Annotated in this window: 25 protein-coding genes and 3 pseudogenes; 15 read left to right on the top strand and 13 right to left on the bottom strand. The window is 73.0% G+C overall.

Annotated features, from left to right (window positions below):
* Positions 1–35: 35 nt before the first annotated feature.
* A complete protein-coding gene (locus tag ACFC02_RS04890; protein WP_376352228.1) occupies positions 36–950 on the top strand; it encodes an alpha/beta hydrolase in 915 nt (304 codons plus the stop codon).
* Positions 951–1,038: 88 nt separating this feature from the next.
* Here ACFC02_RS04890 and ACFC02_RS04885 read toward each other — a convergent pair whose 3' ends face one another.
* Together ACFC02_RS04885 and ACFC02_RS04880 are read right to left on the bottom strand one after the other, a co-directional pair.
* Positions 1,039–1,401: a DoxX family protein gene (locus ACFC02_RS04885; protein WP_376352226.1), complete on the bottom strand. Its 363-nt coding sequence runs from the start codon at positions 1,399–1,401 to the stop codon at positions 1,039–1,041.
* A 174-nt stretch (positions 1,402–1,575) separates the two neighbouring features.
* A pseudogene (locus ACFC02_RS04880) lies at positions 1,576–2,064 on the bottom strand (cupin domain-containing protein); the annotation flags it as partial.
* Positions 2,065–2,144: 80 nt separating this feature from the next.
* On the opposite strand from ACFC02_RS04880, the gene ACFC02_RS04875 reads away from it, so the two are divergent.
* The 3 genes and pseudogenes from ACFC02_RS04875 to ACFC02_RS04865 all read left to right on the top strand — a co-directional run bounded on the left by ACFC02_RS04875 (position 2,145) and on the right by ACFC02_RS04865 (position 3,779).
* Positions 2,145–2,996: a LysR family transcriptional regulator gene (locus tag ACFC02_RS04875; protein WP_376352224.1), complete on the top strand. Its 852-nt coding sequence runs from the start codon at positions 2,145–2,147 to the stop codon at positions 2,994–2,996.
* Positions 2,997–3,091: 95 nt separating this feature from the next.
* Positions 3,092–3,424: pseudogene (locus ACFC02_RS04870) on the top strand (MFS transporter); the annotation flags it as partial.
* A 61-nt stretch (positions 3,425–3,485) separates the two neighbouring features.
* Positions 3,486–3,779, top strand: a complete 294-nt coding sequence (locus ACFC02_RS04865) for a hypothetical protein (RefSeq protein WP_376352310.1) — start codon at positions 3,486–3,488, stop codon at positions 3,777–3,779.
* Positions 3,780–3,848: 69 nt separating this feature from the next.
* Here ACFC02_RS04865 and ACFC02_RS04860 read toward each other — a convergent pair whose 3' ends face one another.
* The gene (locus ACFC02_RS04860; RefSeq protein ID WP_376352222.1) at positions 3,849–4,481 is read right to left on the bottom strand and encodes an SRPBCC family protein; all 633 of its coding nucleotides are present in this window, start codon (positions 4,479–4,481) and stop codon (positions 3,849–3,851) included.
* Between the two features lie 145 nt (positions 4,482–4,626).
* On the opposite strand from ACFC02_RS04860, the gene ACFC02_RS04855 reads away from it, so the two are divergent.
* The 3 genes from ACFC02_RS04855 to ACFC02_RS04845 all read left to right on the top strand — a co-directional run bounded on the left by ACFC02_RS04855 (position 4,627) and on the right by ACFC02_RS04845 (position 6,099).
* Positions 4,627–5,280: a TetR/AcrR family transcriptional regulator gene (locus ACFC02_RS04855; protein WP_376352219.1), complete on the top strand. Its 654-nt coding sequence runs from the start codon at positions 4,627–4,629 to the stop codon at positions 5,278–5,280.
* A gap of 142 nt (positions 5,281–5,422) precedes the next feature.
* Positions 5,423–5,716 carry an ArsR/SmtB family transcription factor gene (locus tag ACFC02_RS04850; RefSeq protein ID WP_376352217.1) on the top strand — a complete coding sequence of 98 codons (294 nt, stop codon included), beginning with the start codon at positions 5,423–5,425 and terminating at the stop codon, positions 5,714–5,716.
* On the top strand, positions 5,713–6,099 hold the full coding sequence (locus tag ACFC02_RS04845; RefSeq protein ID WP_376352214.1) for a VOC family protein: 387 nt from the start codon (positions 5,713–5,715) through the stop codon (positions 6,097–6,099). The genes ACFC02_RS04850 and ACFC02_RS04845 overlap by 4 nt, the downstream gene beginning before the upstream one ends.
* Before the next feature lie 34 nt (positions 6,100–6,133).
* On the opposite strand, the gene ACFC02_RS04840 is transcribed toward ACFC02_RS04845, so the two are convergent.
* From ACFC02_RS04840 to ACFC02_RS04810, 7 genes are all read right to left on the bottom strand, one after another.
* Positions 6,134–7,093 (bottom strand): DMT family transporter, encoded by a 960-nt coding sequence (locus ACFC02_RS04840; protein ID WP_376352212.1) that lies wholly within the window; start codon positions 7,091–7,093, stop codon positions 6,134–6,136.
* The gene (locus ACFC02_RS04835; RefSeq protein WP_376352209.1) at positions 7,090–7,698 is read right to left on the bottom strand and encodes a TetR/AcrR family transcriptional regulator; all 609 of its coding nucleotides are present in this window, start codon (positions 7,696–7,698) and stop codon (positions 7,090–7,092) included. The genes ACFC02_RS04840 and ACFC02_RS04835 overlap by 4 nt, the downstream gene beginning before the upstream one ends.
* A 69-nt stretch (positions 7,699–7,767) precedes the next feature.
* On the bottom strand, positions 7,768–9,168 hold the full coding sequence (locus ACFC02_RS04830) for an FAD-dependent oxidoreductase (RefSeq protein WP_376352206.1): 1,401 nt from the start codon (positions 9,166–9,168) through the stop codon (positions 7,768–7,770).
* Between the two features lie 687 nt (positions 9,169–9,855).
* Positions 9,856–11,385, bottom strand: a complete 1,530-nt coding sequence (locus ACFC02_RS04825; protein WP_376352203.1) for a DUF4157 domain-containing protein — start codon at positions 11,383–11,385, stop codon at positions 9,856–9,858.
* Positions 11,386–11,791: 406 nt separating this feature from the next.
* Positions 11,792–13,234: an argininosuccinate synthase gene (gene argG, locus ACFC02_RS04820; protein WP_376352202.1), complete on the bottom strand. Its 1,443-nt coding sequence runs from the start codon at positions 13,232–13,234 to the stop codon at positions 11,792–11,794.
* Between the two features lie 146 nt (positions 13,235–13,380).
* Positions 13,381–13,722 carry a hypothetical protein gene (locus ACFC02_RS04815; RefSeq protein ID WP_376352201.1) on the bottom strand — a complete coding sequence of 114 codons (342 nt, stop codon included), beginning with the start codon at positions 13,720–13,722 and terminating at the stop codon, positions 13,381–13,383.
* Positions 13,659–14,012, bottom strand: coding sequence for a TetR family transcriptional regulator (locus ACFC02_RS04810; RefSeq protein WP_376352200.1), 354 nt, complete (start codon positions 14,010–14,012; stop codon positions 13,659–13,661). Before ACFC02_RS04810 ends, ACFC02_RS04815 begins: the two co-directional genes overlap by 64 nt.
* A gap of 88 nt (positions 14,013–14,100) precedes the next feature.
* On the opposite strand from ACFC02_RS04810, the gene ACFC02_RS04805 reads away from it, so the two are divergent.
* From ACFC02_RS04805 to ACFC02_RS04795, 3 genes are read left to right on the top strand one after another with little or no spacing between them, the layout of a single operon-like run.
* A complete protein-coding gene (locus ACFC02_RS04805) occupies positions 14,101–15,534 on the top strand; it encodes a purine-cytosine permease family protein (protein WP_376352199.1) in 1,434 nt (477 codons plus the stop codon).
* 27 nt (positions 15,535–15,561) lie between these two features.
* Positions 15,562–17,340: an amidohydrolase gene (locus ACFC02_RS04800; RefSeq protein ID WP_376352196.1), complete on the top strand. Its 1,779-nt coding sequence runs from the start codon at positions 15,562–15,564 to the stop codon at positions 17,338–17,340.
* Positions 17,337–18,443: a C45 family autoproteolytic acyltransferase/hydolase gene (locus ACFC02_RS04795; protein ID WP_376352193.1), complete on the top strand. Its 1,107-nt coding sequence runs from the start codon at positions 17,337–17,339 to the stop codon at positions 18,441–18,443. Before ACFC02_RS04800 ends, ACFC02_RS04795 begins: the two co-directional genes overlap by 4 nt.
* A gap of 220 nt (positions 18,444–18,663) precedes the next feature.
* On the opposite strand, the gene ACFC02_RS04790 is transcribed toward ACFC02_RS04795, so the two are convergent.
* Complete coding sequence (locus ACFC02_RS04790) at positions 18,664–19,308, bottom strand: S1 family peptidase (RefSeq protein WP_376352190.1); 645 nt, start codon at positions 19,306–19,308, stop codon at positions 18,664–18,666.
* Here ACFC02_RS04790 and ACFC02_RS04785 point away from each other — a divergent pair.
* The 4 genes and pseudogenes from ACFC02_RS04785 to ACFC02_RS04770 form a co-directional block, all read left to right on the top strand.
* Positions 19,308–19,604 (top strand): annotated as a pseudogene (locus ACFC02_RS04785) (DUF4232 domain-containing protein); the annotation flags it as partial. The gene ACFC02_RS04790 and the pseudogene ACFC02_RS04785 sit on opposite strands and share 1 nt — an antisense overlap.
* A gap of 406 nt (positions 19,605–20,010) precedes the next feature.
* Positions 20,011–21,453 carry a family 2B encapsulin nanocompartment shell protein gene (locus ACFC02_RS04780; RefSeq protein WP_376352187.1) on the top strand — a complete coding sequence of 481 codons (1,443 nt, stop codon included), beginning with the start codon at positions 20,011–20,013 and terminating at the stop codon, positions 21,451–21,453.
* 19 nt (positions 21,454–21,472) lie between these two features.
* Positions 21,473–22,528 carry a family 2 encapsulin nanocompartment cargo protein terpene cyclase gene (locus tag ACFC02_RS04775; RefSeq protein ID WP_376352184.1) on the top strand — a complete coding sequence of 352 codons (1,056 nt, stop codon included), beginning with the start codon at positions 21,473–21,475 and terminating at the stop codon, positions 22,526–22,528.
* A 49-nt stretch (positions 22,529–22,577) separates the two neighbouring features.
* Positions 22,578–23,453 carry a geranyl diphosphate 2-C-methyltransferase gene (locus ACFC02_RS04770; protein ID WP_376352181.1) on the top strand — a complete coding sequence of 292 codons (876 nt, stop codon included), beginning with the start codon at positions 22,578–22,580 and terminating at the stop codon, positions 23,451–23,453.
* Positions 23,454–23,488: 35 nt separating this feature from the next.
* On the opposite strand, the gene ACFC02_RS04765 is transcribed toward ACFC02_RS04770, so the two are convergent.
* On the bottom strand, positions 23,489–23,851 hold the full coding sequence (locus tag ACFC02_RS04765) for a hypothetical protein (RefSeq protein ID WP_376352178.1): 363 nt from the start codon (positions 23,849–23,851) through the stop codon (positions 23,489–23,491).
* A gap of 100 nt (positions 23,852–23,951) precedes the next feature.
* On the opposite strand from ACFC02_RS04765, the gene sigJ reads away from it, so the two are divergent.
* Positions 23,952–24,869: an RNA polymerase sigma factor SigJ gene (gene sigJ, locus ACFC02_RS04760; RefSeq protein WP_376352175.1), complete on the top strand. Its 918-nt coding sequence runs from the start codon at positions 23,952–23,954 to the stop codon at positions 24,867–24,869.
* A 9-nt stretch (positions 24,870–24,878) separates the two neighbouring features.
* On the opposite strand, the gene ACFC02_RS04755 is transcribed toward sigJ, so the two are convergent.
* Complete coding sequence (locus ACFC02_RS04755) at positions 24,879–25,475, bottom strand: HD domain-containing protein (protein WP_376352173.1); 597 nt, start codon at positions 25,473–25,475, stop codon at positions 24,879–24,881.
* Between the last annotated feature and the right edge of the window lie 200 nt (positions 25,476–25,675).

The raw sequence follows: 25,675 nt of genomic DNA, 5'->3' as shown, positions 1-25,675 counted from the left end.
GTAGTGGCATCTACTGGCAGACGGAGGCTATGACGATGAGCAAGGAACAGCGGGCGAAGATCGACGCGATGGTGCGGCGGCTCCGGCCACAGGGCCCCCGGTCGATCGAGGAGATCCGGGCCGGGTTCAGCGCGCTGATGGCCGAGATGATCGTGCCGCCCGGGATCCGCACCACCGCCGCGACACTCGGCGAGCGGCCCGCGCTCCTCGTCGAGCCGGTCACCGGCGCGCGCCCCGGGACGATCCTGTACTTCCACGGCGGCAGCTACGTGTCGGGGTCTCCCGAGACGGCGCTGTCACTGACCGGAAACCTCGTGGCCAGGACCGGCTTCAGTGCCCTCTCGCTGGACTACCGGCTCGCTCCCGAGCACCCGTTCCCGGCGGCGATCGAGGACGCGTTGAGCGCCTACCGCGCGCTCCTCGACAGCGGTGCGGAACCGGGGGCGATCGCGTTCGCGGGCGACTCCGCCGGGGGAGGACTCACCGTGACCACCTGCCTCGCCGCCCGCGACGCGGGGCTGCCCCTGCCCGCCGCGATCGTGGCGTTCTCCCCCGGGCTCGACGCCACCCGGACGGGAGAGAGCATGCGCACCAAAGCGGGCGTCGATCCGTTCCTCACACGTGAGGGCCTGCGGCCGACCGAAGACATGTATCTCGCCGGGCGGGACCCGCACCACCCGCTGCTCAGCCCGGCCGTCCTCGCCGACCTGACCGGTTTCCCGCCCATGCTGTTGCAGGCCGGCACCAACGAGATACTCCTGGACGACTCCACGCGCACGGCCGCGCGGGCCATGGCGGCCGGAGTGGACGTCGTCCTGGACGTCACGGCCGACGTGCCCCACGTGTTCCAGGCCTTCGCCGGTGTCCTCGACGAGGCCGACGAGGCCTTGGACCGCGCCGCCCTCTTCCTCGGCCAGCGCCTTGGCACCCCGGACGCGGCGGCCCGGTAGAACCGGCCCAGGGCCCGGGGGGGCAACCGCGAACCCGACCGCGACCGGACGTCAGTGGACGTCGCCGGCCCTGACGAGGGAACAGATGTCACAGCCATGTCGTCGCCGGCCAGACCGTCACGGCCGCGCCGGACAGGAGCGTGAGGTTGAGGGCGATACGGCGGTCTCCTCGGCTCAGGTGGACCCTCACCGCCCCGATCTGCAGGGCCGTGAACCCCACGGCCGCGGCCAGAGCCAGCCAGGGTGCGATCCCGGTCAGCGGAGGCAGGACCAGTCCGCACGCGCCGAGCATTTCGGTCAGCCCGAGGGCTCTGACGGCCGGCATCGGCATGCTGTCGACCCAGGCCATCATCGGCCGGAGCCGGTCGCGGCTCCGCAGGACTTTCAGGGTGCCCCCGTAGAGATAGAAGAGGGCCAGCAGGCCGGCGAGGACCCAATATGCGGCGTTCATGGTTCCGTTCGTTGCCGTCGGTTGCGGGGGAACACGTGGGTATCAGGGCCGAGCACACACGTGTCACGGGTTCGGAAGGCTTCGGCCGTGCTGGTCCCCGTCGGCGGCAGGCCCGTTGTGTCCTTCCGCCCGGGGGCGCCCTTCCGCCCGGCGGCGCCCTTCCGGCCGGGGCATGAAGTCGGTGGCGGGCTCGGTGGCGTAGCGGCTCATCGTCCGGATGCTCGCCTGCGGGGTCGGTGGCGCGCCGCCGGCGAACATGTCCTGCAGATCGCGGAAGTACTGCACGTAGAGGTCCGGCGTGAAGGTGCTGAGCATGACGGCCGGCCGGTCGGTGGTGTTGGCGAAGGTGTGCGGCGCTCCGGGCGGGACCATCACGAGGGTGCCCGCGCTCGCGTCGTGCTCCTCGTCCCCGACGGTGAAGCGGACCGTGCCGGAGATGACGTAGAAACCCTCGTCGTGCTGGGCGTGGCGGTGCTGCGGCGGGCCGGGGGTGTGCGGGGCGAGGACCGACTCGGCGATCCCGAGGCGGTGACCGGTGTTGCTGCCGTCCTCCAGGATCCGCATGCGTGTGGTGCCGAGGGAGATCGTCTCGCCGTCGTCCGGGCCGACCACCGACACGGCGGGGTCGGTGGTGGGCCGGCTGGTGCTCGGTGTGTGGGTCATGTTCCGATTCCACTGCCGGGGGCGCGGGCCTGTCCAAGACCCGTTCCAGAACCTCGATACCGAACGGGTATCGTCGCACCATGGAGCTACGTACGCTGCGTTACTTCGTGGCGGTCGCCGAGGAACTCCACTTCGGCCGGGCGGCCGCCCGACTGCACATGAGCCAGCCTCCGCTGAGCCGGGCGATCAAGCGTCTGGAGGCCGAAACCGGCGCCGCACTGTTCGAGCGTTCGTCAGCCGGAGTCGCGCTCACCGCGGTGGGAGCGGTTCTGCTGGAAGAGGCGCGTGCGCTGCTGGAGCAGGCCGACCGGGCGGCGGTGCGCGTGGCCGCGGCGGCCGGTGCCGCCACCGTCACGATCGGCATCCTGGGCGACAGCACCGACCCGGCGGCGGCGCGGCTGGCCGACACGTACCGCCGACGCCACCCGGACGTCGAGGTCCGGGTCCGTGACACCGATCTGACCGACCCCACCTGCGGGTTGCACGCCGGTCTCGTCGATGTCGCCCTGACCCGGGGGCCGTTCGACGGGACCGGCCTGAGCGTGCGGGAGTTGCGTGCCGATCCGGTGGGCGCACTGCTGCGCGCCGACGATCCGCTGGCCCGCCGTGGCAGCCTGGAGCCGGCCGAACTGGCGGACCGCCGCTGGTTCCTGTTCCCCGAGGGCACCGACCCGCTCTGGCAGTCGTACTGGAACGGGGACGGACGCCGCGAGGGACCCGTGGTGCGCACCGTCCAGGAATGCCGGCAGGCGGTCCTGTGGAACGGCACGGTCGGCATGACCCCTGTCGGACACGAGGTGCCGGAGGGGTTGGCCGTGGTGCCGCTGGCGGGCATGGCGCCGAGTCCGGTGGTGGTCGCATGGAGCGAGGGCGACGTGAACCCGTTGGTCCGTTCGTTCGTGCGGCTCGCGATCGCCGCCTACCGGGGCTGAGGTCCGCGCGCAGGGGCGGCGCCCGGCCTGGGGCCGGCCGTGGGGAAGGCTCTTGTAGGGGGTGAGGACCCCGCCATCATGTTTACGTGAACATCATGGAGGCGGGCGGGGATGCGCGAAGGGTGCCCGCGGGTCTTGCCGCGCTCGGGCTCGGGGGTTTCGGGATCGGCCTGACCGAGTTCGTGATCGCGGGCCTGCTCCCCCAGGTGAGCCGTGACCTGGGTGTGTCCGCCGCCGTGGCCGGGTGGCTCGTCTCGGGGTACGCCCTGAGCATGGCGGTGGGGGCGATCGTGCTGACCGCCGCCACCACCCGTGTGCACCGCAAGACCGTCCTCGTCGCCCTGATGGCCCTGTTCGTCGCCGGCAACCCGCTGACCGCCGTGGCCCCCGCCTACGCCGCGGCGCTGCTCGGCCGCGTCATCGCCGCCCCGTGCCACGGCTCCTTCTTCGGCATCGGCTCGCTCGTCGCCCGCCGCCGGTGTGCCCGGCATGATCACCCGTGTCACCGACGCCGCCGGCGGCACCCCGCTCGCCGCCGCCAACGTGTCGGCCTCCAACGTCGGCAACGCCCTGGGTGCCTGGCCGGGCGGGCTCGTGATCAGTTCCGGCCTGGGCTACACCGCGCCGCTGTACGCGGGCGCCGCGGTCGTCTCGCTCCGGCCGGCGGTGATGGTGGTCACCGCGCGCACCGGGTGCGCCGCGGGACCCGCGCCGGCCGGCTCCCGCCAAGAGGCCGGCGGTGTACCGCGGGAAGCCGAACGGCAGGCCGGCGGGCGGCGGTAGCCGCTGCCCGGCGGCGGTGGCGGTAGGCCGTTGCGCGGAGCAGCGGCCGGGGACGAGGGGCCGGGCGGTTCAGTGCGCCTCGCGGTGCGCGCGGGCCTCGGCCGCCGTCCGCAGGTCGCTCAGCCACGCTTCGAGGCCCTGCCGGAGGATCTCGGTCGCGGCGGGGACGTTCGCGTCGACCTGGGGACCGGTGTGGGTCTCCTCGGTGCTCACCCGGACACCACCCCTGACCTTCGTGAAGTTCCATACGTGGACGCCGTCGATGTGCAGGCCCTCACCGTCCGCGGGGCCGGTCCAGCGGACGCAGGAGCCGTGCCTGAGCTGGCGGACGGTCGACGTGATGTCCAGACGGGTGGCGGGGGTCGCGGGGTTGGGAGGCACCGGGGTGGTCCAGTGGAACGCCGAGCCCGTCCTCAGCGGGCCGTGGTCGAGGCGTTCCGCGCTCGTGACGGGGGCCTGCCAGGTCGGCCAGCGCTCCACGTCGGTCTGCAGTTTCCAGATGGTGCGCAGCGGGGCGTGGATCACGGTCTCGGTGCGGTAACGGATCCGGGCCCGGGGATCGACGCCCTCTCCGCGGCAGGTGAGGGAGTGGGCGGCGCGGGGGGTGGCCCCGGCGGGCGCGGCGGCGCCGAGGAGGCCGGCGACCAGCGGGAGGGTGAGCAGGACGGCGGGGACAGCGGTGCCGCGCAGACGGGAGGACATGACACAACCCCTTGTGAGCTAGAAGCTTGAACTTTCGTTAGAGGTTATAACCACCTGGAGCGGGCGGTCAACCGGTTGCGTGATAGCTTCTAACCAGCACTTGAGGCCGTAGCCCGAGAACGGCGGAGGAGGCGGGAGCCGGGCCATGACGACGCCGGACGCACAGAACCCGCGGGAGCGCTACCGCGCCCAGGTCCGTACGGAGATCAAGGGACACGCCTGGGAGCAGATCGCCACGGCGGGGGCGTCCGCACTCTCCCTCAACGCGATCGCCAAGCGGATGGGCATGAGCGGTCCCGCGCTCTACCGCTACTTCGCCAGCCGCGACGACCTGATCACCGAACTCGTCCGGGAGGCGTACCGCAGCCTGGCCGACACGCTCGCCACCGCCTCGGCCGCCGGAGCCGACCCGGCCGGGCTGGCGCACGCGCTGCGCGACTGGGCCCTGACGGACCCGCAGCGGTACCTCCTCATCTACGGCACCCCCGTGCCCGGTTACCACGCCCCCGCGGACATCACCGGCATCTCCGAGCGGATCATGACGCTGCTGCTCGACGCCTGGGCGGGGCAGACCCCGTACAGTGTGGCGACGCCGTTCGACGCCCACCTCGCGGACCACCGGGAGTGGGCCGGTGCCCACCCCGGGCCACCCCTCGTTCTCCACCGGGCCCTGACGTTCTGGACCCGGCTGCACGGTGTCCTGTCCCTGGAACTGGCCGGCCACTTCACCGGCATGGGCTTCGACCCCGCCCTGCTCTTCGCGGCCGAAGTGGACGACCTGCTGGCACCCGGGTCCTGACCCCTGCCCTGCCCCCCGACGGCCCCGTCCCCGGCGACTGAGCACCGCCCGCGCGCAGGAGCGTCCGGCCGCGAAGCCGCGGCACGCCGCCGCCCGTGAGGGGCGATTGTCAGGCAAGCGGCGACTTGCCTATGGTGGGGTCGTGCCGGAAGATGTCTTCAAGGCGCTGGCCGACCCCACCCGCCGGCGCATCCTCGATGAGCTGGCGGAGCGGGACGGACAGTCCCTGTTCGAGATATGTGCGCGCCTGACCACCAGACACGGCCTGGGCCTGTCCCGCCAGGCGGTCAGCCAGCACCTCGCCGTCCTGGAAGCCGCGGGCCTGGTCCGGGTGCGCCGCGAGGGCCGCTACAAGTTCCACGACCTGAACACCGCACCGCTTGAGCACATCGTGACCCGATGGCTCAGGCCCGATGCGCCGGAGAACACCCCATGAAGATCCACCTGTCCAGCGTCTTCGTCGACGACCAGGACAAAGCCCTGCGCTTCTACACCGAGGTCCTGGGCTTCGCGAAGAAGACCGAGGTCCCGCTCGGCGAGCACCGGTGGCTGACCGTGGTGTCGCCGGAGGACCCCGACGGCACCGAACTGGTGCTGGAACCCGACCGCCACCCCGCCGTGAAGCCGTATCAGACGGCGCTGGTCGCGGACGGCATCCCGCTCACATCCTTCGCCGTCGACGACGTGCACGCGGAGTTCCGCCGGCTGCGCGGACTCGGGGTGCGTTTCACCCAGGAGCCGGTGGAGATGGGCCCGGTGGTCACCGCCGTACTGGACGACACGTGCGGCAACCTGATCCAGATCGCCCAGTACAAGTGACGTCGGCCCGGCAGGGCGGCGCGGCGGGGCCTGCTCAGGGGGCGGCCTGCCGGGCGGGGCGGGGCCCACGGGCGAGGCGGGGCGGCGTGGTGAGTACAGCGAGGCAGGCTACGACCGCGGCGACGCCGGCCCAGCCCGGCAGAGGCAGGCGTTCACCGACGACCACGACGGCCAGGACCGCCGCCACGGCCGGTTCCAGCAGCGAGAGCGTGGTCGCCGTGCTCGCGGGAACATGCGCCAGGCCCCAGCCGAACAGCACGTAGCCGGTGAACATGGGCACCAGCGCCATGTACGCGCCGACAGCCGCGTTGGACGACGAGTCGAGGAGCGGCGCCCCGGTGGCCGTCAGCACCGGCAGGAGCAGCAGTCCGCCCAGGCCGAAGACGGTGCCCATGGCCGCGCCGGCCGAGACACCGCCGCCGATCAGGCGGTGGGCCGCCCAGGAGTACAGGGCGTAGGTGAGGCCGGCCACCAGCCCCAGCCCCACCCCCAGCACGGTCGTCCCCGTGGAGTGACCGCCGGGCCCGGCGTGTCCCCCGGCCGCCTCGGCCACGCACAGCAGGGCCGTCCCGGACAGACCCAGGGCGGCGCCGGCCGTCCAGCGGCGCGTCAGCCTGCGCCCGTCCACGACCCGCTCGATCAGTGCCGAGGCGAGCGGTGCCGAACCGATCGAGACCACCGTCCCCGCCGCGACCCCCGCCAGGTGCATCGAGGTGTAGAAGGCCTGCGGATAGGCCGCCACCGCCAGGGCGCCGAGCAGCACCACACCGCCCCGGGCCCGCAACCGGGGCGCCTCCCGGGCGATGCGCGGCGCGGCCACGAGTGCCTGGAGCAGACCGCCCAGCCCCATGGCCACCGCCCCGATCGCGAGGGGCCCCACGTCCGGGGCGAAGGTCGCGACCGTACCGGTCGTCCCCCACAGCGCCGACGCCACGAGTACGCACACCGATCCCGTGCGCACCGAGCCGGCCGCGGGTCCTGCGGACCGGGTCACAGCCCGCCCACCAGGTCCGCGGCCATCGCGCGGGCGCGCTCCAGGGGCGCACCCGCGCCCTCCAGGCCGGCGCGTGCCATCGCGCCCTCCAGCAGGAACGCCAGGTGCTCCGCCGTCGCGCGGGCCTCCTCGGGCCGCCCCGGCAGCAGTTCCCCGACGTGCCCGGCGAGCAGGGCCTCGACCTCCTCCTTGTGCCGGCGTACGACGGCCCGGCCCTCGTCCCCCGCCGGCAGTTCGGCAGCCGCGTTCAGCAGGCCGCAGCCGCGGAACCCGCGCTCGTAGGCGAACGCGGCGTGATCGGCGTAGGCGTCGAAGACGGCCAGCACGCCGGCGCGTGCGTCCTCGGCCCGCTCCAGTCGCCGCCGGTACAGGCCGAGCCATTCCTCGTGCCGGGCGTCCAGGTAGGCCCGGACCAGATCGGCCTTGGAGGAGAAGTTGTTGTACAGGCTCATCTTGGCCACACCCGCCTCGGCGGTGATCGTGTCGATCCCCGTCGCCGACACGCCGTCCGCGTAGAAGCGGCGCGCCGCGGCGGCGAGCAGCTTCTCCCGCGCGGTTCCCCGCCGCGTCGCGGGCTGCGGGGCCGCAGCACCGGATTCACTCATCGCACTCCCCTGTCTCACTAGGTAGGTCAGTCTACCTAGTGAGGAGCGGGATGTGCGAAGTGACGTGGGCTACGGCAGGGCCGCCTCCCACTCCGCCTCGGTCAGCGGGGGGCCGGGAAGGTGCTTCTTCTTCGGGCCCAGGAGCATGGGCAGGAGCATGTCGGGTGCGAACAGACGGGTGGCCGGCTTCTCCAGGCTCATGACATCCAGCAGGGCGCCCAGGGCACGCGGGCTGCGGGCTCCCGTGGCCACCGCGCGGTCGACGTAGCGCGCGAGGAGCCGCTGCGGAAGGCTCGGCGGGGTGTCGGTGGCGTCCGGGTAGAAGGCGTCCTGTCCGACCGCGAGGTTCCAGGCGGCCGAGACGGGGCGGGCGGCGGCACGCTGGAGGAGACGCCCGCTGCCCGGGGTGGTCATGCCGGTCGTCCGCAGCAGGTCGCGGACGGCGACGGCGCTCTGTGCGGCGACGGTCAGTCCGTGTCCGTAGACGGGGTTGTACCCGGCGACCGCGTCCCCGAGGACGAGGAACCCGTCGGGCCAGCGCCTGATCTTCTCGTAGTGGCGGCGCTGGTTGGCGGTGCCGCGTGTCACGGTGACGCCGCCGACAGCATCGGCGTTCTCGATGAGCGCGCCGATGACCGGGTCCGCCAGGCGCCTGGCGAACTCCGCGAAGGCACCGGGGTCGCCCGTCGGTTCCCCGCCGCGAGTTCCGGCGAGGGTGACGATCCAGCGGCCGCCCTCGACGGGCAGGACGATGCCTCCCCGCCCCGGCGCCCTCGACGGGTTGGCCTGCACGTTGACGAGCGGGAACCCGGTGGCCGCGGTGGTACCGGGAGCCCGGTAGACGCGGGTCGCGTAGGTGATGCCGGCGTCGACCCTGCGCTCGGTGACGCGCGGGAGTCCGAGGGCTCGGAGCCAGTGGGGGGTGCGCGAGCCGCGCCCCGAGGCATCGACGACGAGGTCGGCGGTCAGGATGCGTTCGCCGGTGTCGTCTCGGACGCGGAGGCCGGTGACGCGGCGGGCGTCGCCTTCCAGCCCGAGGGCGGTGGTCCCCTGCCGGAGCGCTGTCCGCGGGTGGGCGAGGACACGGTCGCGCAGGACGGCGTCGAGCAGGTCACGGGAGCTGGCGAGGTTGCGGTGGTGGGTGGCGAGGAAGCGGCGGAACCAGACCTCGTTGGGGGCCCGCGAGACCATGTCGCCCATGATGCGGACGAGGCGACCGCCCCGCGCCACGACGTCGTCGACGACACCGGGCAGCAGCGCGTCGAAGGCGAGCACCCCGCCGCTCCACACCAGGTGCGCGTGCCGGGCCTGCGGCACACCGCGGCGCGGCGCCGCACCGGCGGGCAGGACGTCCCGTTCGACGATCGTGACGTCGGCGGACCCGGCCAGCGCCGCCGCGGTGAACAGCCCCGCGGCGCTCGCGCCGATCACCAGGGCCGTGGGCCGGCGGGTGGGTGTCCGGTCGGGCATGGCGTCGAGGCTCCCCGGTCTCAGGCACTGCCGCCGCGCGGCCGCGGCGCGGGGCGAGCTGATCTTCACGGCTCGCCGGCGGGCCGTCAACTGTGCCGTTTCGGCCGGGCAGTGGGACGCCGGCGGTGCGACCGGTGTGTCGGAGGGCTACGGACCGGCGGTCGATCGGAGGGCTAAGGACCGGCGGTCGATCGGAGGCCAACGGGTCGGGGACCGGCCGGAATTCGACGATCCGGGCAGTCGGCCAGGGCCGGCCCGGTCCGTCGGAGCACGACGAACCGACGGGCTGGCCGAAAGCCAACGGACCGGAGATCAGCGGGAAATCGACAGTCCGGGCAGTCAGGCTGGGCCGGTCAGGAGGAGTGTGGCGATCCGGTGGCCGCTCGTGGCCCGGCGGAACGACCGGTCGGCTGGGGCCCCACGGCCCCCGCGGTCGGCCGGGCTCCCCCGGTCCGGCCGGTCCGGCCGGTCCGCCGGAGTCCCCGCGATCCGTTCCGGCAGCCGGAGGCCCCTGGCCCGGCCGACCCCGCCAGAAGCCCACGGTCCGTTCCGCCGGCTGCAGCCCCCTGGCCCGGCCGACCCCGCCGGAAGCCCGCGGTCCGTCCCCGCAGCCGGTGACCCGCGAGCCGTGCTGTAGGCCGGAGACGGGTGGTTCCTGCTGTCGGCCGTGAGTCGGAGGTTTGGTGCTCAGCCGGAGTCCGACGCGTATTCCGACGCCGAATCCGCCGGGTCGTGGGTGAAGTCACCGTGGGCCATCTCGCCGTCGACCACCCAGTCGGACGTCAGTGTGGCGCCGACCCCCTGCGCTCTGCGGCGGATCTCGTCGACCACGGCGGTCTCCCCGCGCATCCACGGCGGCATGGACCAGTTGGGGAAGAACTGACCGTGGGCCCCGGCGGCGACCACCTCGTAGCCGAGCGGCCTGCCGATGTGCTCGTTGACCGCCTCGAACGCCCACTGGCATGCGACACAGGCCAGCTTGACGCCGCCCATGTGCACCGTCCTGGGCGCGTTCGGGTCGCCGGGGTCCTTCTTCCAGGCCGCGACCTGCTGGCCCAGGAGCGTCATCTCGCCGTGCTGGGCGGGCACGCCTTTCTTGACCGGCCTGGTGACCTCGAACCAGGTGAGGGGCTTGTGCAACGCCTCGCGGATGGCGCCCAGTTCGATGGACTCGGGGTGGGCCGTCTCGTACGAACCGGAGTCCAGGGCGCGGAGCTTGCTGCGGTCCTGCCGTTCCCGCTGCCGATCGTGCGACGACGAGCCCCACCCGTGGTGGCCGGCCCGCGGGGCGCTGCCGTCGGCGAACCCCCTGACCTCCGCGTCGATCTTCTGGCGCTGTTCCTCGGTGACCACCCGCTTGCCGGTGTTGCCGGCGATACCGAGGGTGCCGTCGGGCAGCAGATTGACGGCGAGATGCGGGGTGAACTTGTTCTTGGCCTTCGGGTCCGAGGTGAGGATGACGCGCTCGGCGGTGCGCGCGACGCGGTCCAGCATGCGCAGCGCGGCGTCCCGGTCGGACTCGGCGGGGGCCTCGGTCTGGTGGAAGGCGGGAGCCCGCTGGACGGCGGGTGCGGCCGGCGCGTGCTGCCGGCCGTGGTCACCGCCCTCCTGCGTCACCGCCCGCTGCACGGCGGGGGCCGGGGCGGCCAGGGCGCGGTGGGCGTTGGCCTCCGCCTCGCGTTCGAACCGGTCGCTGGGGTCGCTCACCCGCAGGCCGTCGCCGTGGTCGGTGCCGGCGACCGGTCCGCTCCGCTGCTGGACCACGTGCGTCAGCTCGTGCGCCAGCGTGTGCCGGTCGGAGCCGCCCTCGCCCACGACCACGTGACTGCCGGACGTGTACGCGCGAGCGCCCACCTCGGCGGCCGAACGCCGTGCGGCCTGATCGGTGTGCATGCGCACGTCCGAGAAGTCCGCGCCGAGCCGGGCCTCCATCTCCGCCCGCAGCACCGGCTCCAGGGGCGTGCCGGGCGTGCGCAGCACGTCGTGCACGGTGGAGCGTTGGACCGGCGTCGCCTCGTCCTGCGCCGTATCGTGTCCGCAGCCCGGACCGTGACTGTGGCGTTCGAGGTCGAGCATCCGGGCCACGGCCGTGTTGCCCGCCGTGCGTTGCAGGTGGAGCAGGGAGGCGGCCTGCGAGCTGGTGGGAGCAGGCGCACGGCTCCCCGCGGGCTTGGCGCCCGGCTCTCGTTCCGAGTTCTCCTGCGGACGCGCACGCATGACGGTCAGTCCACCCCTCCGGTAGTCCTCCCTCCATGGGACGGGCCGCCGGGTGGCCGGGGCAAGGAACTTTCGGGCAGAGCAGGGGGCAGGGTGCGCGGTCGCGCTCGTCCCGGTCGCGACCCGGGCAGGCCGGGACGACGACCGGGCCGGCCCCGGGGGCCGGGCGAGCGCGACGGCGGCGCTGCCGAGGTTTCCGGTCGCGCCGCCGAACAGCAGCGTCTGCCGGGGTTCGAGCCCGGCCACCTTGCACTGCGACTGGCCGTGAGCACACCTGCGTGACGGCCGCTCGGCACGCGTGTGTGAGCGTCGGCCCCTCGGCGGGCGTGTGCGTACGTGACTCCGGGTACGGACCGGCCCGGCGCCACCCAAGCGGTACCGGGCCTGCCCTGCGGAGCGCTGCGGGTCAGTCCGTGCCGGACTCCATCGCGGCACGGTCCAGCATCTCGTCGTCGGAGCCCTCGCCGCGGGAGGCGATGGCCTCGGCCCCGCCCTCGGGCATGCTGCCGATCAGACCGGTCGCGGCGGCCTGGGCGGCGCCGATGGCCGGTGTGCCCGCGCCGATGAGGCCGATCGCGGCGTACTGCTCCAGCTTGGCGCGGGAGTCGGCGATGTCCAGGTTGCGCATGGTGAGCTGGCCGATCCGGTCGACCGGGCCGAAGGCCGAGTCCTCGGTGCGCTCCATGGACAGCTTGTCCGGGTGGTAGCTGAACGCGGGGCCGGTGGTGTCCAGGATCGAGTAGTCCTCGCCGCGCCGCAGCCGCAGGGTCACCTCGCCGGTGACGGCCGCGCCGACCCAGCGCTGCAGCGACTCGCGGACCATCAGGGCCTGCGGGTCCAGCCAGCGGCCCTCGTACATGAGCCGGCCCAGGCGCCGTCCCTCGGTGTGGTACTGGGCGAGGGTGTCCTCGTTGTGGATGGCGTTGACCAGGCGTTCGTAAGCGGCGTGCAGCAGGGCCATGCCGGGGGCCTCGTAGATGCCGCGGCTCTTGGCCTCGATGATGCGGTTCTCGATCTGGTCCGACATGCCCATGCCGTGCCGGCCGCCGATGGCGTTGGCCTCCATCACCAGGTCGACCGCGGAGGCGAACTCCTTGCCGTTGACCGTCACCGGGCGGCCCTGGTCGAAGCCGATCGTCACGTCCTCGGTGGGGATCTCGACCTCGGGGTCCCAGAACCGCACACCCATGATCGGCTCGACGGTCTCCACCCCGGTGTCCAGGTGTTCCAGCGTCTTGGCCTCGTGGGTGGCGCCCCAGATGTTGGCGTCGGTGGAGTACGCCTTCTCCGTGCTGTCGCGGTAGGGCAGGTCGTGGGCGAGGAGCCACTCCGACATCTCCTTGCGACCGCCCAGCTCGGTCACGAAGTGCGCGTCCAGCCAGGGCTTGTAGATCCTCAGCTGCGGGTTGGCGAGCAGGCCGTAGCGGTAGAACCGCTCGATGTCGTTGCCCTTGAAGGTCGAGCCGTCGCCCCAGATCTGGACGTCGTCCTCCAGCATCGCCCGGACCAGCAGGGTGCCGGTGACGGCACGGCCGAGCGGCGTGGTGTTGAAGTAGGCGCGCCCGCCCGAGCGGATGTGGAACGCCCCGCAGGTGAGCGCGGCCAGGCCCTCCTCGACCAGCGCCGCGCGGCAGTCGACCAGGCGCGCGATCTCGGCGCCGTAGGTCTTCGCGCGGTCGGGCACCGAGGCGATGTCGGGCTCGTCGTACTGGCCGATGTCGGCGGTGTACGTGCACGGGACGGCGCCCTTGTCGCGCATCCACGCGACGGCGACCGAGGTGTCGAGGCCGCCGGAGAAGGCGATGCCGACACGCTCGCCGGCCGGAAGGGAGGTGAGGACCTTGGACATGGGAAGAGTATGCACCCTCACGCATGGTCATGCAAAACCCTTCGCGCCGGCCGGGGCGCGTGAGGTCGCGCGCGGACCGGGGACGCACCGGCAAAGCCCTGCCGGGCCGGCCCGGAACCGGAGCGCGCCGGCCGGGTCCCGGCAGGTCAGGCACGGGCGCGGAGCGTGCCGGGGGCCAGGCCCAGCAGGCGTTCGGCCACGGCGATCACCATGTCGTCGAGGGCCGGATGCGCGACCTGCTCGTCGTCGTTGGCGTACGCGCCGAGGCCGTCGACCGTGACGAGGATGTGCAGCGCCGCCCCGAGCGCGTCGTCGACCTCGAAGTCCCCCGCGCGGGCGCCCTCTTCGATGAGGTCCGCGAGGGCGCCGCGCGTGACGGACTCCTGTGCGGCCACGGCCGAGCGCAGCCCGGCACCGAACCGGCTCAGGTGGCGGGCGTTGAGCCACAGCCTGCCGAGGTCGCGGTACTCGCCGTCGGTGAGCCGCACGAGGAAGCGGGCCAGCCGCTCGACGGGGGCAGCGCCCGTTCGCCCTCCGGCAGGAGTGCGGCGCGCTCACCGGTCGCGGCATGGGTGAACGCCTCGCTCACGAGGTCGCCCGCCGCCGGGAAGTAGTGGCCGACGAGTCCGGGGCGCACGCCCAGCTCGTCGGCGACGCGCCGCAGGGTGACGCGTTCGAGCGCCTCCTCCAGCGCGATCCGCGCGGCGGTCCGCACGATCTCCGCGCGGCGCTCGCCGGGCTGCTTGCGGATCCTTGCCGGCCGAGGTCTTGACGTCATGGGAGACACGTTATTGGATGTGCGACCAATACACAGTTGGCCACGCGCCCAATAAGTGGGACGCGGTCCGCGGACCCGAGAGGCCTCGATGACGACGACGAACCCCACTTCCTCCCCCGGCCCCCTGGAGGGGCAGGGACCCGAGCGCGCGGGGCACATGGAGACCCGGGGCATCGACCAGGTACCCGCGGACGAACGCAGCGGGCGGCCACGCCAGTTGTTCGCGGTCTGGGCGGCACCGAACGTCAGTTACCTGAGCTTCGTCGTCGGGGCCACCCTGGTCCTGACGGGGCTCACGCTCCCGCAGGTCTTCGGCGTGATCCTCGTCGGGAACCTGCTGTGGATCTGTACCGGCATCGTCGCGGCCAGCGGTCCGGCGGCCGGCACGAGCGGGTCGGTCATCTCGCGCGCCATGTACGGCGTGGTGGGCAACAAGGTCGTGCTGGTCCTGACCGGTTGGCTCATCGCCGCGGCCTACCTGGCCCTGAACTGGTCCGCCGCGTCCGTCGCGGGCATCGGCCTGGCGGGCAGGACCGGCCTGCCGGACAACCCGTCCGTCGACGCGGCCGTCATCTGTCTGATCGCCGGCGGCACCCTGCTGATCGCGATCTTCGGGTACGCGACGATCGTCCGTCTCTACACCGCGCTGAGCGTGGTGCTGACCGTCGTCTTCGTCGTCGTGACGGGGTACGTGCTCGCGCACGCGGACTGGTCGTACGCCCCGGCCGCCCCGCTCGGGGGCACCGCGCTCGCCGCCACCCTGGGCGCCGGTTTCACGATCATCGCCTCCACGCCGCTGTCGTACAGCAACAGTCCGGACCTCGCCCGCTACCTCCCCCGGGACAGCAGCCCGGCCGCCATCGCCGGATGGACCGCCTTCGGTGCGTACCTGCCGAGCGTCGTGTTCACCGGCGTCGGCGCGCTCGCCGCGACCAGCCTCGACATGAGCGACCCGGAAGGCGCGTTGGAGAGCATCCTGCCGGGCTGGTTCATCCCCGTGTTCGTCATCGCGGTCGTCGTCAACACGATGACGAACAACGGCATGACCGCCTACAGCGCGAGCCTGTCCATCCAGTCGGTCGGCGTCCGCCTCGCCCGGATCCCCGCGGTGCTGATCATCGGCGTCCTCGGCACCGCCATGACGCTGTACGCGATCCTCGTCTTCGACTTCCTGACCAGTGTCAACACCATGCTGCAGCTGGTGGTCGTGGTGACGGGCCCGGCGATGGCGGTGGCAGTGACCGACCTCGTCATGCGCCGCAACCGCTACAACGGCGCCGCCCTGCTCGGGCAGGAGCGCGGCGGCCCGTTCTGGTACCGGCGCGGCGTCCACTGGGCGGGCGTCCTCGCGCTGGCCGTCGGCGGCCTGGTGTCCGCGATGTGGGTGAACACAACCTTCTGGACCGGTCCGATCGCCCGCGTCACGGAGTCCGTGGACCTGTCGATCCCGTCCGGCATGATCACGGCCGCCGCCGTCTACTGGGGGACGGCCCGCGCCCTCCGGACCATCCCGCGCGCCTGACCGGCGCCTCACCTCCTGGAGGAACCAGTGCACTGCGACGTCATCCTGCTCGCCCGGCACGTCGTGGCGGACCTGGCCGAGGAACCGGCGCAGGACACGGCCGACGAACCGGCCGACGAAGCGGTCGACGGTCCGCCCGGCGGACCGGCCGCCGTACCCATCGGCACCTCGGCCGGCGCACCGGCCGAGGCCGCCGTCGGGCCCCGCGGGCCGGCCGGCCCGGGGGGCGACGCGCTCGCCGTCGGGGTCGCGATCAGCGACGGCCGAGTCGTCGCCGTGGGCGACGCGTCCGCCCTCGCTCCCCTGCGCGGCCCCCGCACCGCCGTCCACGAGTTCCCGGGCGCCACGATCCTGCCCGGCCTGGTGGACGCGCACGCCCACCCCGTGTGGGGGTCGATCTCGATCGGCAGCGGCGTGGACCTGTCCGGCGCGGCCACCCTGGACGAGGTGTGCGCCCGTCTCGCCGAGGCCGCGCGGGGACGGACGACCGACGAGTGGATCACCGGCTACGACCTCGATGTGAACGTGTTCGACGGACCCCCCACCGGCCGGCTGTTCGAGAAATGCCTCCCCGGCCGGCCGATCTCGCTGATGACGCGCGACGCGCACGCGCTCGTCGTCAGTCCCCGCGCCGCCGGGATCGCCGGACTGACCGGCCGGGAGACGTTCACCGACGCCTCCTGCGTCGAGGCCGGCCCGGACGGTCTGCCGACCGGACACGTCGTCGAACTCCAGGCCATGGACCTGGTCTTGGCGCACTACCCCGACGTACCGCTGGACACCGCCGCCGGATACGTGCGCCACCAGCTCGCGCTCCTCGCGCGCGGCGGCCTCACCGGTCTGCACGCGCTCGACTTCTCCGAGCCCTCCGAAGCGGTGTACCGGCACATCGAGGAACACGGGGAGCTGCCCCTGCGCATCCGCTGCTCCCCGCTGGTGCCGGCCGACTCGCCCCCGGACGAGTGGCAGCGCGTCGCCGGCCTCCAGGGGCTGCGGGGGCGGCGCTGGCACGTCGAGGGCGCCAAGTTCATGCTGGACGGGACGGCGGACAACGGCACCGCGTGGTTCGACCGCCCGGACAGCCACGGTGAGAACCGCGAGCCGCTGTGGCGCGACGTCGAGGCCTACCGCGCCGCCGTGCGCTTCTTCGCCGAGCGGGGCATCCCGACCGCCACGCACGCCATCGGCGACCGGGCCGTACGGTTCGCCCTCGACGTCATCGAGGAGGCCGGGCCGGTGGCCCGCGCCCCGCACCGTGTCGAGCACGTCGAGTCCATCCCCGACGACCTGCTGGACCGGTTCGCGCGGCTCGGCGTGGTGGCCGGTCTCCAGCCCGTGCACGGCACCCGGCACACGCGCGCGGACGGCACCGACAACTGGTCGCGGCGCATCGGCCCCGACCGCGTCGCGCGCGGCTGGCGCACCCGCGACCTCCTGGACCACGGCGCCGTCGTCGCGCTCGGCTCGGACTGGCCCATCGGTCCCGGCGACCCGCGCGTCGGGCTCGCCGACTGCCAGTTGCGCCGCCCGGTGGAGGAACCGGACACCGCGCCGGTGCAGCCCGGCCAGGCCCTCTCCGCCCGCGAGGCCTACGCCGGCATGACCGCCGCGGCGGCGTACGCGGCCGGTGCCCGCGCCGAACTCGGGCGGATCGCACCGGGCTACCTCGCCGACCTCACCGTCTTCGCCGACGACCCGCTGGGCCTCCCCCCGGAGGCGCAGCCCGCCAACGCCGTCCTCGCGACGGTCGTCGGCGGCGCCGTGCAGCCGCACACGCCCGCCTCCCCCACGAAAGGACGCTCGTGACCACGACGTCGATCCCCCGCCCCGCACACCGCCGCCACGTGAAGGCCGTCGCCGCCGGCCCGCACGAGCGCGGTGCCGCCCGCGGCGAGCAGTTGCGCGGCACCCTTCCCGCCACGATCGACGTGTACGACCGGCTCTTCGCCCTCGGGGGCATCACTCCGGCCGGCGTGCGCGCGGACGCCGAACGCACCCTCGACGCGATCGGCGCCTTCCGGCCGGGAGCCCGGGCCGAGATCGAGGGCATCGCGCGGGGGGCCCATGTCGAGCCGTGGCGTGTCGCCGCCCTCAACGCGCGCACCGAGATCCTGGCCCGCAGCAGCACGGTGCCGCCCGGCGAGTGCACCACGGTCGTGCGCCGCGTCGCGGGCGGGGGCGGTCGGGAGCCACGTACGTTCGGTGTGCAGACGTGGGACTGGCACGTGGAACTGAGCGCGCTGTGGCACACGGTGGAGGTGCGGGGCGGCAGGCACGACGTCGTCGGTCTCACCGAGGACGGCATCCTCGGCAAGATCGGTGTCAACAGCGCCGGTCTCGCCCTGCACTTCAACATCCTCGGGCACGTCCGCGACCGCGTCGGCGGGGTCCCCGTGCACGTGCTCGCGGCGGTCGTCCTGGAAGAGGCGGGCAGTGTCGCGGAGGCCGTCGAGATCGTGCGGGGAGCGCCACTCGCCTCGTCCGGGTCGTTCGCGCTCTTCGACGAGGCGGACGCCGTCCTGCTCGACCTGAGCCCCGTCGGTGTGTTCTGCGTGGAACCCGAGGACGGTACGTTCCTGCGCACGAATCACTTCCTCACCCCGGTGCCCGCGGGCGGCGAGAAGACGTGGCTCTACCAGCCCGACTCGGGTGAGCGCCGCGACTTCGTGCGCGCGCGTCTCGCCCGCCGGGGGGCGCCGGACACGCCCGACGACCTCGCGGGCTTCCTCGTGACGGGGGACGGCGAGCCGCCGGTGACCTGCCTGCCGGACCTGGCCGAGCCGCTCGGCCGGCGCTGGGCGAGTCTGGCGACGGTCGCCCTGGAACCGGCGGCGCGCACCGCCCGGATCCTCGACGGCACCCCCGCCGACATCGGCTCGCGGGACTGGCGGGTGCTCGTCGCGGGCTGATTCGCGCCCCCTGCGGGGCGGGGCTGCCACGACCTCGCGGCGGCGCACGCGTCACAAGTGCACGCCCGGCGGGTGCGCTACGGAGATGCGCGACGGCCACACCGGGGCAGGCGCTTCCCCGTACGGCGTCCCCGCGATCGCGCGGACTGCGCCCACCGTGCGGGAGACCCCCGGCCGGCCCTTTCGCGCGGACCGGCCGGGGGCGGCGGTGTGGGCTGGATCAGGGGATGGTGGCGCCCTCCGCGGCGAGCGCCGCGGTCACCGGCTGGAAGGACGTCTCTCCGCCAAAGGTGCAGTCGCCGCTGCCGCCCGAGGTGAGTCCGATCGCCGTGTCACCGTCGAAGAGGGAGCCGCCCCTGTCACCGGGTGCGGCGCACACGTCGGTGTCGATGAGGCCCGAGACCGACCCCGCCTGGTAGTTCACGGTGGCGTCCAGCCCGGTGACCGTCCCGCCGTGGACGCCCGTGGTGCTGCCGCTGCGCTGGACGCTCGCCGACGTAGGCGTCGGCCGCCTGAGTGATCTGCTGGACGCCGCCGTCGTAGAGGTCGACGGCGCTGGGGGGTCGGCGCCTCCGTCCCCGTACTGGACCAGCGCGTAGTCGGTGCCGGGGAAGTGCGAGTCGAAGGTCTGGCCGATCTCCTGGCCGCCCTGGGTGCCGGACCAGTTCCAGGAGTCGTTGCCGCAGTGGCCGGCGGTCAGGAAGTAGGGGGCGCCGCTCACCGACACGTCGAACCCGAGGGAACAGCGCACACCGCTGCCCCAGATGGCGTCGCCGCCCGCGGCGAGCGGTGTGAACGGTGCGGCCGCCCGCCGTACGACGACCGTGTCGCCGAGGGCGCGGGTCACGCGGGCGGCACGACGCACCGGTCGACGGGGTCAGGATCCTGCACGGCGGCTCGTCGATCGCCACCGGTACGGGTGCCGACGCCGCGCCCCGGCCCCTGGTGCTGGAGCCCGGCCGGAGCGCGCACGCCGAACTGGTCTGGCGCAACACCACCGGACTGGGGAGCGATCCCGTCGACGTTCCCTACGTGCGGGTGGTGGCGAAGCCCGGCGCCGCCGCGGTGACGGTCACCCCCGAGCTGGACCTGGGCACGACGGGGAAACTCGGCGTCGGCGCCTGGCAGAAGGACGACGACTCGGCCCCCGGCACGAGGTGAGGCATCCGGTCGGCAGGGGTGTGGCACAGCCCTCGGCGCGAAGGGAGACACCCCACCCGTGAGCCGGCGCACGCGTCGGGACGGGGTGCCGACACGTGTGCGGAGGCGGCAGCCGGTGCGGATGGCGAGCCGGCGGCCGGTGCTCATGCGGAGCCGGGAGCCGGTGTGTGTTCCGCGGCGCGGCACACGGGGCACGTGAGGCAGTGACCCGGCGTGCGAAGGCGTGATCGTGCGCCGCTCCGCCTCCACGGCGAGGTTTGCGCATCCCTGGCGCGAGCGCGCCCTCTTCACGCCGTACCGCAGGCCGCGCTCGGCTGTTTGGCTGGTTCTGCGCACGGCCGTCCCGTTGACCGCCCCGTTCACCACCGGTCGCCGCGCTCACCTCTCGTCACCTTACGGAGGGAATGTGTCAGTACCGGACAGCGTCACCGGTCCCGCCCCCGAGGAACCCGCCACCCAAGACCCCGCGGACAGCGCCCTCACCAGCCTCGGCACGCGCGCCGCACGCCAACTGGCGACCACCACCAAGACCGAACCGCAGATGCAGGCCATCACGTCCCGGTGGCTGCTGAAAATGCTGCCCTGGGTGGACGTCAAGGGCGGCACCTACCGGGTCAACCGGCGCCTGCACCTGCGGGTCGGCCGCGGGCGGGTCCAGTTCGAGCACAACGGCGCCGACGACGTCCGGGTGATCCCCCGGACCCTGACGGAGCTCCCGGCCCTGCGCGGCTACGACGACCTCGACGTCCTCGGGGAGATCGCCGGGCGCTTCCGGGTGCGGGAAGTGCGGGCGGGACAGGTGCTGGTCGAGGCCGGCCGCCCCGTCACGGAGACCTACCTCGTCGTGCACGGCCGCTTCACCCGGTTCGCCGTCGGCAAGTACGGTGAGGAGGAGATCATCGGCGTCGTCACCGACGGCGACCAGATGGGGGACGAGGCGATCGGCCGGACCGACCCGCGCTGGCTGTCCTCCGTACGGGCCGAGACGGCGGGCGTGCTGCTGGTCCTGCCCTGGGAGACGGTCCGGGAGTTCACGGACCGGGTGCCGTCCCTCGCCGAGCACCTGGCCGCCCACGCGGAGCGCCGGCGGCTGCCGATGAACCGCAAGGGCGAGGCGGACGTACCGGTCCAGGCCGGCCACACCGGAGAGCCCACCCTGCCCGGCGGGTTCGTCGACTACGACCTGGCGCCCCGCGAGTACGAGCTGTCGCTGACGCAGGCGGTGCTGCGGGTGCACACCCGGATCGCCGACCTCTACAACGACCCGATGGACCAGACCCAGCAGCAGCTCCGGCTCACCGTGGAGGAGATCCGTGAGCGACAGGAGTGGGAACTGGTCAACAACCGGGAGTTCGGGCTGCTGCACAACGCCGACCACGGTCAGCGCATCAGTACGTTCACCGGACCGCCGACCCCCGACGACATGGACGAACTGCTCTCGATGCGCCGCAAGACACGGCTGTTCGTCGCCCATCCGAAGGCGATCGCCGCGTTCTTCCGGCAGTGCAACAAGCGCGGTCTGGTGCCGGGTTCGGCGGACGTGGACGGCCACCAGGTCCCTGCCTGGCGCGGAGTGCCGATCTTCCCGTGCGGCAAGATCCCGATCAGCGACACGCACACCACGAGCATCCTCGCGCTGCGCACCGGCGAGGCCGACCAGGGGGTCGTGGGGCTCTACCAGACCGGGATCCCCGAGGAGTTCCAGCCCGGCCTGAACGTGCGGTTCATGGGCATCGACAAGGCCGCCATCGTCAACTACCTCGTCACCGCCTACTACTCGCTGGCCGTCCTCGTGCCCGACGCGGCCGGAGTCCTGGAGAACGTCCAGATCGGCAGGACAGCCGACTGACCGGGTGGAGCACATCATCATGAGCACGTCCGCGCGCGCCGCCGCGTTCCCCCTGCCCGGCCCGCCGAACCCCGCCGGCAGCCTGCGGGCCCGGCGGGGCGGGGCCGTTCCCGGGCTGAAACACCGGCCCGCCGCACCCGCCGATCCGGAGAAGGCCGCGGAGATCGACCGCAGGCTGGAGGCCTGGGCCCGCGGCCTCGACCTGTTCCCGCCGCGGTGGACGGGCGACTTCGCCCAGTTCCAGTTCGGCCGGGCCGTGGTCCTGCAACATCCCGGCGCGGCCGACCTGGAGCGGCTCACCGCCGCCGGGAAGCTGCTGCTGGCCGAGAACATCGTCGACAGCTGCTACTGCGAGGAGGACGAGGGCAGGGGCGGCGCACGGCGCGGCCTCGGCGGCCGGCTGATCACGGCCCAGTCGGCCCTCGACCCCTTCCACAGCACCCCCCGTATGGAGGAGGAGTGGCGCCACGGAGTGCAGGCCGACGGCCCGCTGCGCTCCTACCACTGGGCCATGAAGGACTACGCGGCCCTCGCCACCCCCAGCCAGGCGGACCGGCTCGTGCACGACATCGCCCGGTTGCACCTGGGCTATCTCGCCGAGGCGTCCTGGGCCGAGACACACCACCGGCCGCGGATCTGGGAGTACCTGGTCATGCGGCAGTTCAACAACTTCCGCCCCTGCCTGTCCATCGTCGACGCCGTCGACGGCTACGAACTGCCCGAAGCCGTCTACGCCCGCCCCGAGATCCAGCGGATCACGGCCCTCGCCTGCAACGCCACGACCATCGTCAACGACCTGTACTCCTTCACCAAGGAACTGGCCAGCGATCCCGAGCACCTGAACCTCCCTCAGGTGGTCGCCGCCAACGACCGGTGCGGACTGAAGGCCGCGTACCTCAGGAGCGTCGACATCCACAACGAGATCATGGACGCGTTCGAGCAGGAGTCCGCCGCGGTGTCCTCGCTCTCGCCCCTGGTCGAACGGTATGTCCGCGGCCTGTCCGACTGGGTGTCGGGCAACCACGAGTGGCATGCCACCAACAGCCACCGCTACCACCTGCCGAACTACTGGTGAGCCGCGCCACCCGGTCCGGCCGTCCAGAGCACCGCAGCAAGGAGTCACGTTGACCATCGTCCAGCCCAGCACCACGTCCGCCCCGCTGCCGGCCCAGTCCCGGTACCAGAGCCGCGTCGCGGACTACTGGAACACCGAGGAGAACCCGGTCAACCTGGAACTCGGAAGGATCGACGACCTCTACCACCACCACTACGGCATCGGGGAGGCCGACCGGACGGTCCTGGACGAACCCGACCCGGACCTGCGCCGCGAGCGGATCACCGGGGAACTGCACCGCCTGGAGCACGCGCAGGCCGAACTCCTCGCCTCCCACCTCGGCGCGCTCTCCCCCACCGACCGGGTCTTCGACGCCGGGTGCGGGCGCGGCGGCGGCAGTGTGGTGGCGCACCTGCGGTACGGCTGCCACGCAGACGGCGTCACGATCTCCGCCAAGCAGGCCGACTTCGCCAACGAGCAGGCACGCAAGCGCGGCATCGACGGCAAGGTCCGCTACCACCACCGCAACATGCTCGACACCGGCCTCGCCTCCGGCGCGTACGGGGCGTCCTGGAACAACGAGTCCACCATGTACGTGGAGCTGGACCTGCTGTTCGCCGAGCACGCCCGGCTGCTGCGCCGGGGCGGACGCTACGCCGTGATCACCGGCTGCTACAACGACGCCTACGGGCGCGCCTCGCGTGAGGTGTCCCTCATCAACGCGCACTACATCTGCGACATCCACCCCCGCTCCGCCTACTTCCGCGCCATGGCCCGCAACCGGCTGGTCCCCGTGCACGTCGAGGACCTCACCCAGGCGGCGCTTCCCTACTGGGAGCTGCGCGGTGAGGCCGACCACCTGGCCACGGGCATCGAGGAGACCTTCGTGACCGCCTACCGCAACGGCAGTTTCCAGTACCTGCTCATCGTGGCCGACCGGGTGTGAGGTGACCGCCGAGGGCCTTCGACCGCCGAGGGCCTTCAGCGGCGTGCCAGCGCCAGCAGGCTCAGCCCGAACATCAGCACGCCCAGCGGGAGATGGACCGCCGGTATGTGAGCGATGCCGAGCACGACCTGGACCGAGGCGAGGACGAGGAAGCCGGACGCGTGCCAGACGGGCCGGGGCGAGCCGCCGCCCGGCTTCCACGCCAGCACCGCCGCGAGCACGTACAGCATCGACGCCCCGTACATGACGCGGGCGCCGACGCTGTGCAGCGTCTCTCCGTAGGACGAGGTGAGCAGCAGTCCCGCGGAGACCGCTTGCAGGAAGATGGTCAGGGTCTGCAGGGTGATCGCCATGCGCAGGAACGGGAAGCGCTGCTGTGTCGTCGCCCGGGTCGCCATGCCATGTCCTCTTTTCCGCCCGTGGGCAGTGGATCGGTAGGGTCTCACCAGCCCGACGACGCGGGCCTGCGAAAGGTAAGGCGAGGGGGCGGTCGGCAGCATGGTGGCGGTGGGGGCGGGCATCGACGGGACGGCCGGTGAGCGGCGGCAACTGATCAATGTCGCTTACCGGTTGCTCGGTTCACTGGCCGAGTCCGAGGACGCGGTGCAGGAGGCGTACGCGCGCTGGTACGCGCTGCCGCGCAGCCGGCGGGAGGAGATCGTGTCCCCCGGCGCCTGGCTGACGAAGGTGACCGGCCGTATCTGTCTGGACGTGCTCGGTTCGGCGCGGGCCAGGCGGGAGCGCTATGTGGGCGCCTGGTTGCCCGAGCCGCTGCCGGACCGCGCGGAGTGGGATCGCGGCCACGGCAGCGACCCGGCCGACCAGATGGTCCTGGACGAATCGGTGAGCATGGCGTTCCTCGTCGTCCTGGAGTCGATGACACCCGCAGAGCGGGTGGCGTTCGTCCTGCACGACGTCTTCCGCTACCCCTTCGCCGAGATCGCCGACGTCCTCGGCCGGACCCCCGCGGCCTGCAAGCAGCTCGCGGCCTCCGCCCGGCGGCGCGCGCGTCTCGCGCGGGACCCGGAGGCGGCGGCCGGGCAGGCCGACACCGTACGGCACGTCAAGGAGGCATGGCAGGCCAAGGACATCGCGGCCCTCGTCGACCTCCTCGACCCGGCCGCCGTGATGACCGCCGACGGCGGCGGCATGGCCGGCGCCGCCCTGCGCCCGATCGAGGGCGGGACGCGCATCGCCCAGTACATGGTCGCCATCGCCGACAGGGCTGCGGGGCTCGAACTCCTGGAGCGCACGGTCAACGGCACGCCGGGTCTGGTGGCCCGGCGCGCCGGCACCGTCATGACGGTGGCCTCGTTCGAGGTGACCGACGGCCGCGTCACCCGGATCTGGGCGGTCCGCAACCCGGAGAAACTGCGCCCGTGGGGCCAGGCCGAGGAGGCCCGAGTCCGGCGCTGAACACGGCCCCTATACGACACGGTGGCCGTAGCGTGCGGCCAGTGACGTGACGTCGGGTTCGCCGAACTCCGCGCGCAGGGCGTCGAAGGCGTGGACCTTCTTTGCCCCGAAGCGGGCGACGTAGCGGGCGTAGGAGGGCGCCGTCAGGAACTTCGGCGGGGTGCTCTTGCTGTGGAACTTGTCGGCGTACATGACCACTCTCTCCTCGGCAGTCTCCGCGAGATAGTCCCCGGGCGGCAGCGGGAGCCGTTGGGAGCGGATGTCGTGCTCGGTGAGGCCGACGCCCGTGTGGTGGGAGCAGAAACGGCCGAGCCGCTCGGGAAGCCCTTCGCCGCGCAGGATCTCGTGCCCGAGCACGCCGTGGCGGATGTAGTCGCCGCCGTCGAGGTTCCCGTCGGCGTCGTAGAGGTGGTAGACGCCGATGTCGTGGAGCAGGGCGCCGGCCCGGACCAGCTCGCCGTCCCACTCCAGCGGTGCCGTCGCGAGGAGTTGGGCACTGAGGTGCCACACGATCTCGCAGTGCGTGTACACGAGGTCGAACGCTTCCCGGGTGGGCGCGTACTTCTCGTGGAGCGCACGGATCTCTTCGATGCCGGGAAGGGTCATGCCGCGAGCCTGGTCTCCTGAGTCGGGTGTGCGCCGGTGGGCGCGCGCAAGTGTGGCACAGGGGCGTCACCGGGCTCCGGCGGCGGGGGCTCCCCCGGCCGCGACACCCCCCACGCTTTGGTCGATTTTTCACCCTGAAAATCCCAAGGGCGTGCCAAGGCTTTGAATTCAAGATCAAGGTTTTCGTATTCTCGGAGACC

It is taken from the genome of Streptomyces sp. NPDC056160 (assembly GCF_042268205.1).
Taxonomy (GTDB): Bacteria; Actinomycetota; Actinomycetes; order Streptomycetales; family Streptomycetaceae; genus Streptomyces.
Note: the sequence above shows the minus strand (reverse complement) of the source record. Positions and strands in the feature narration are given on the sequence as shown.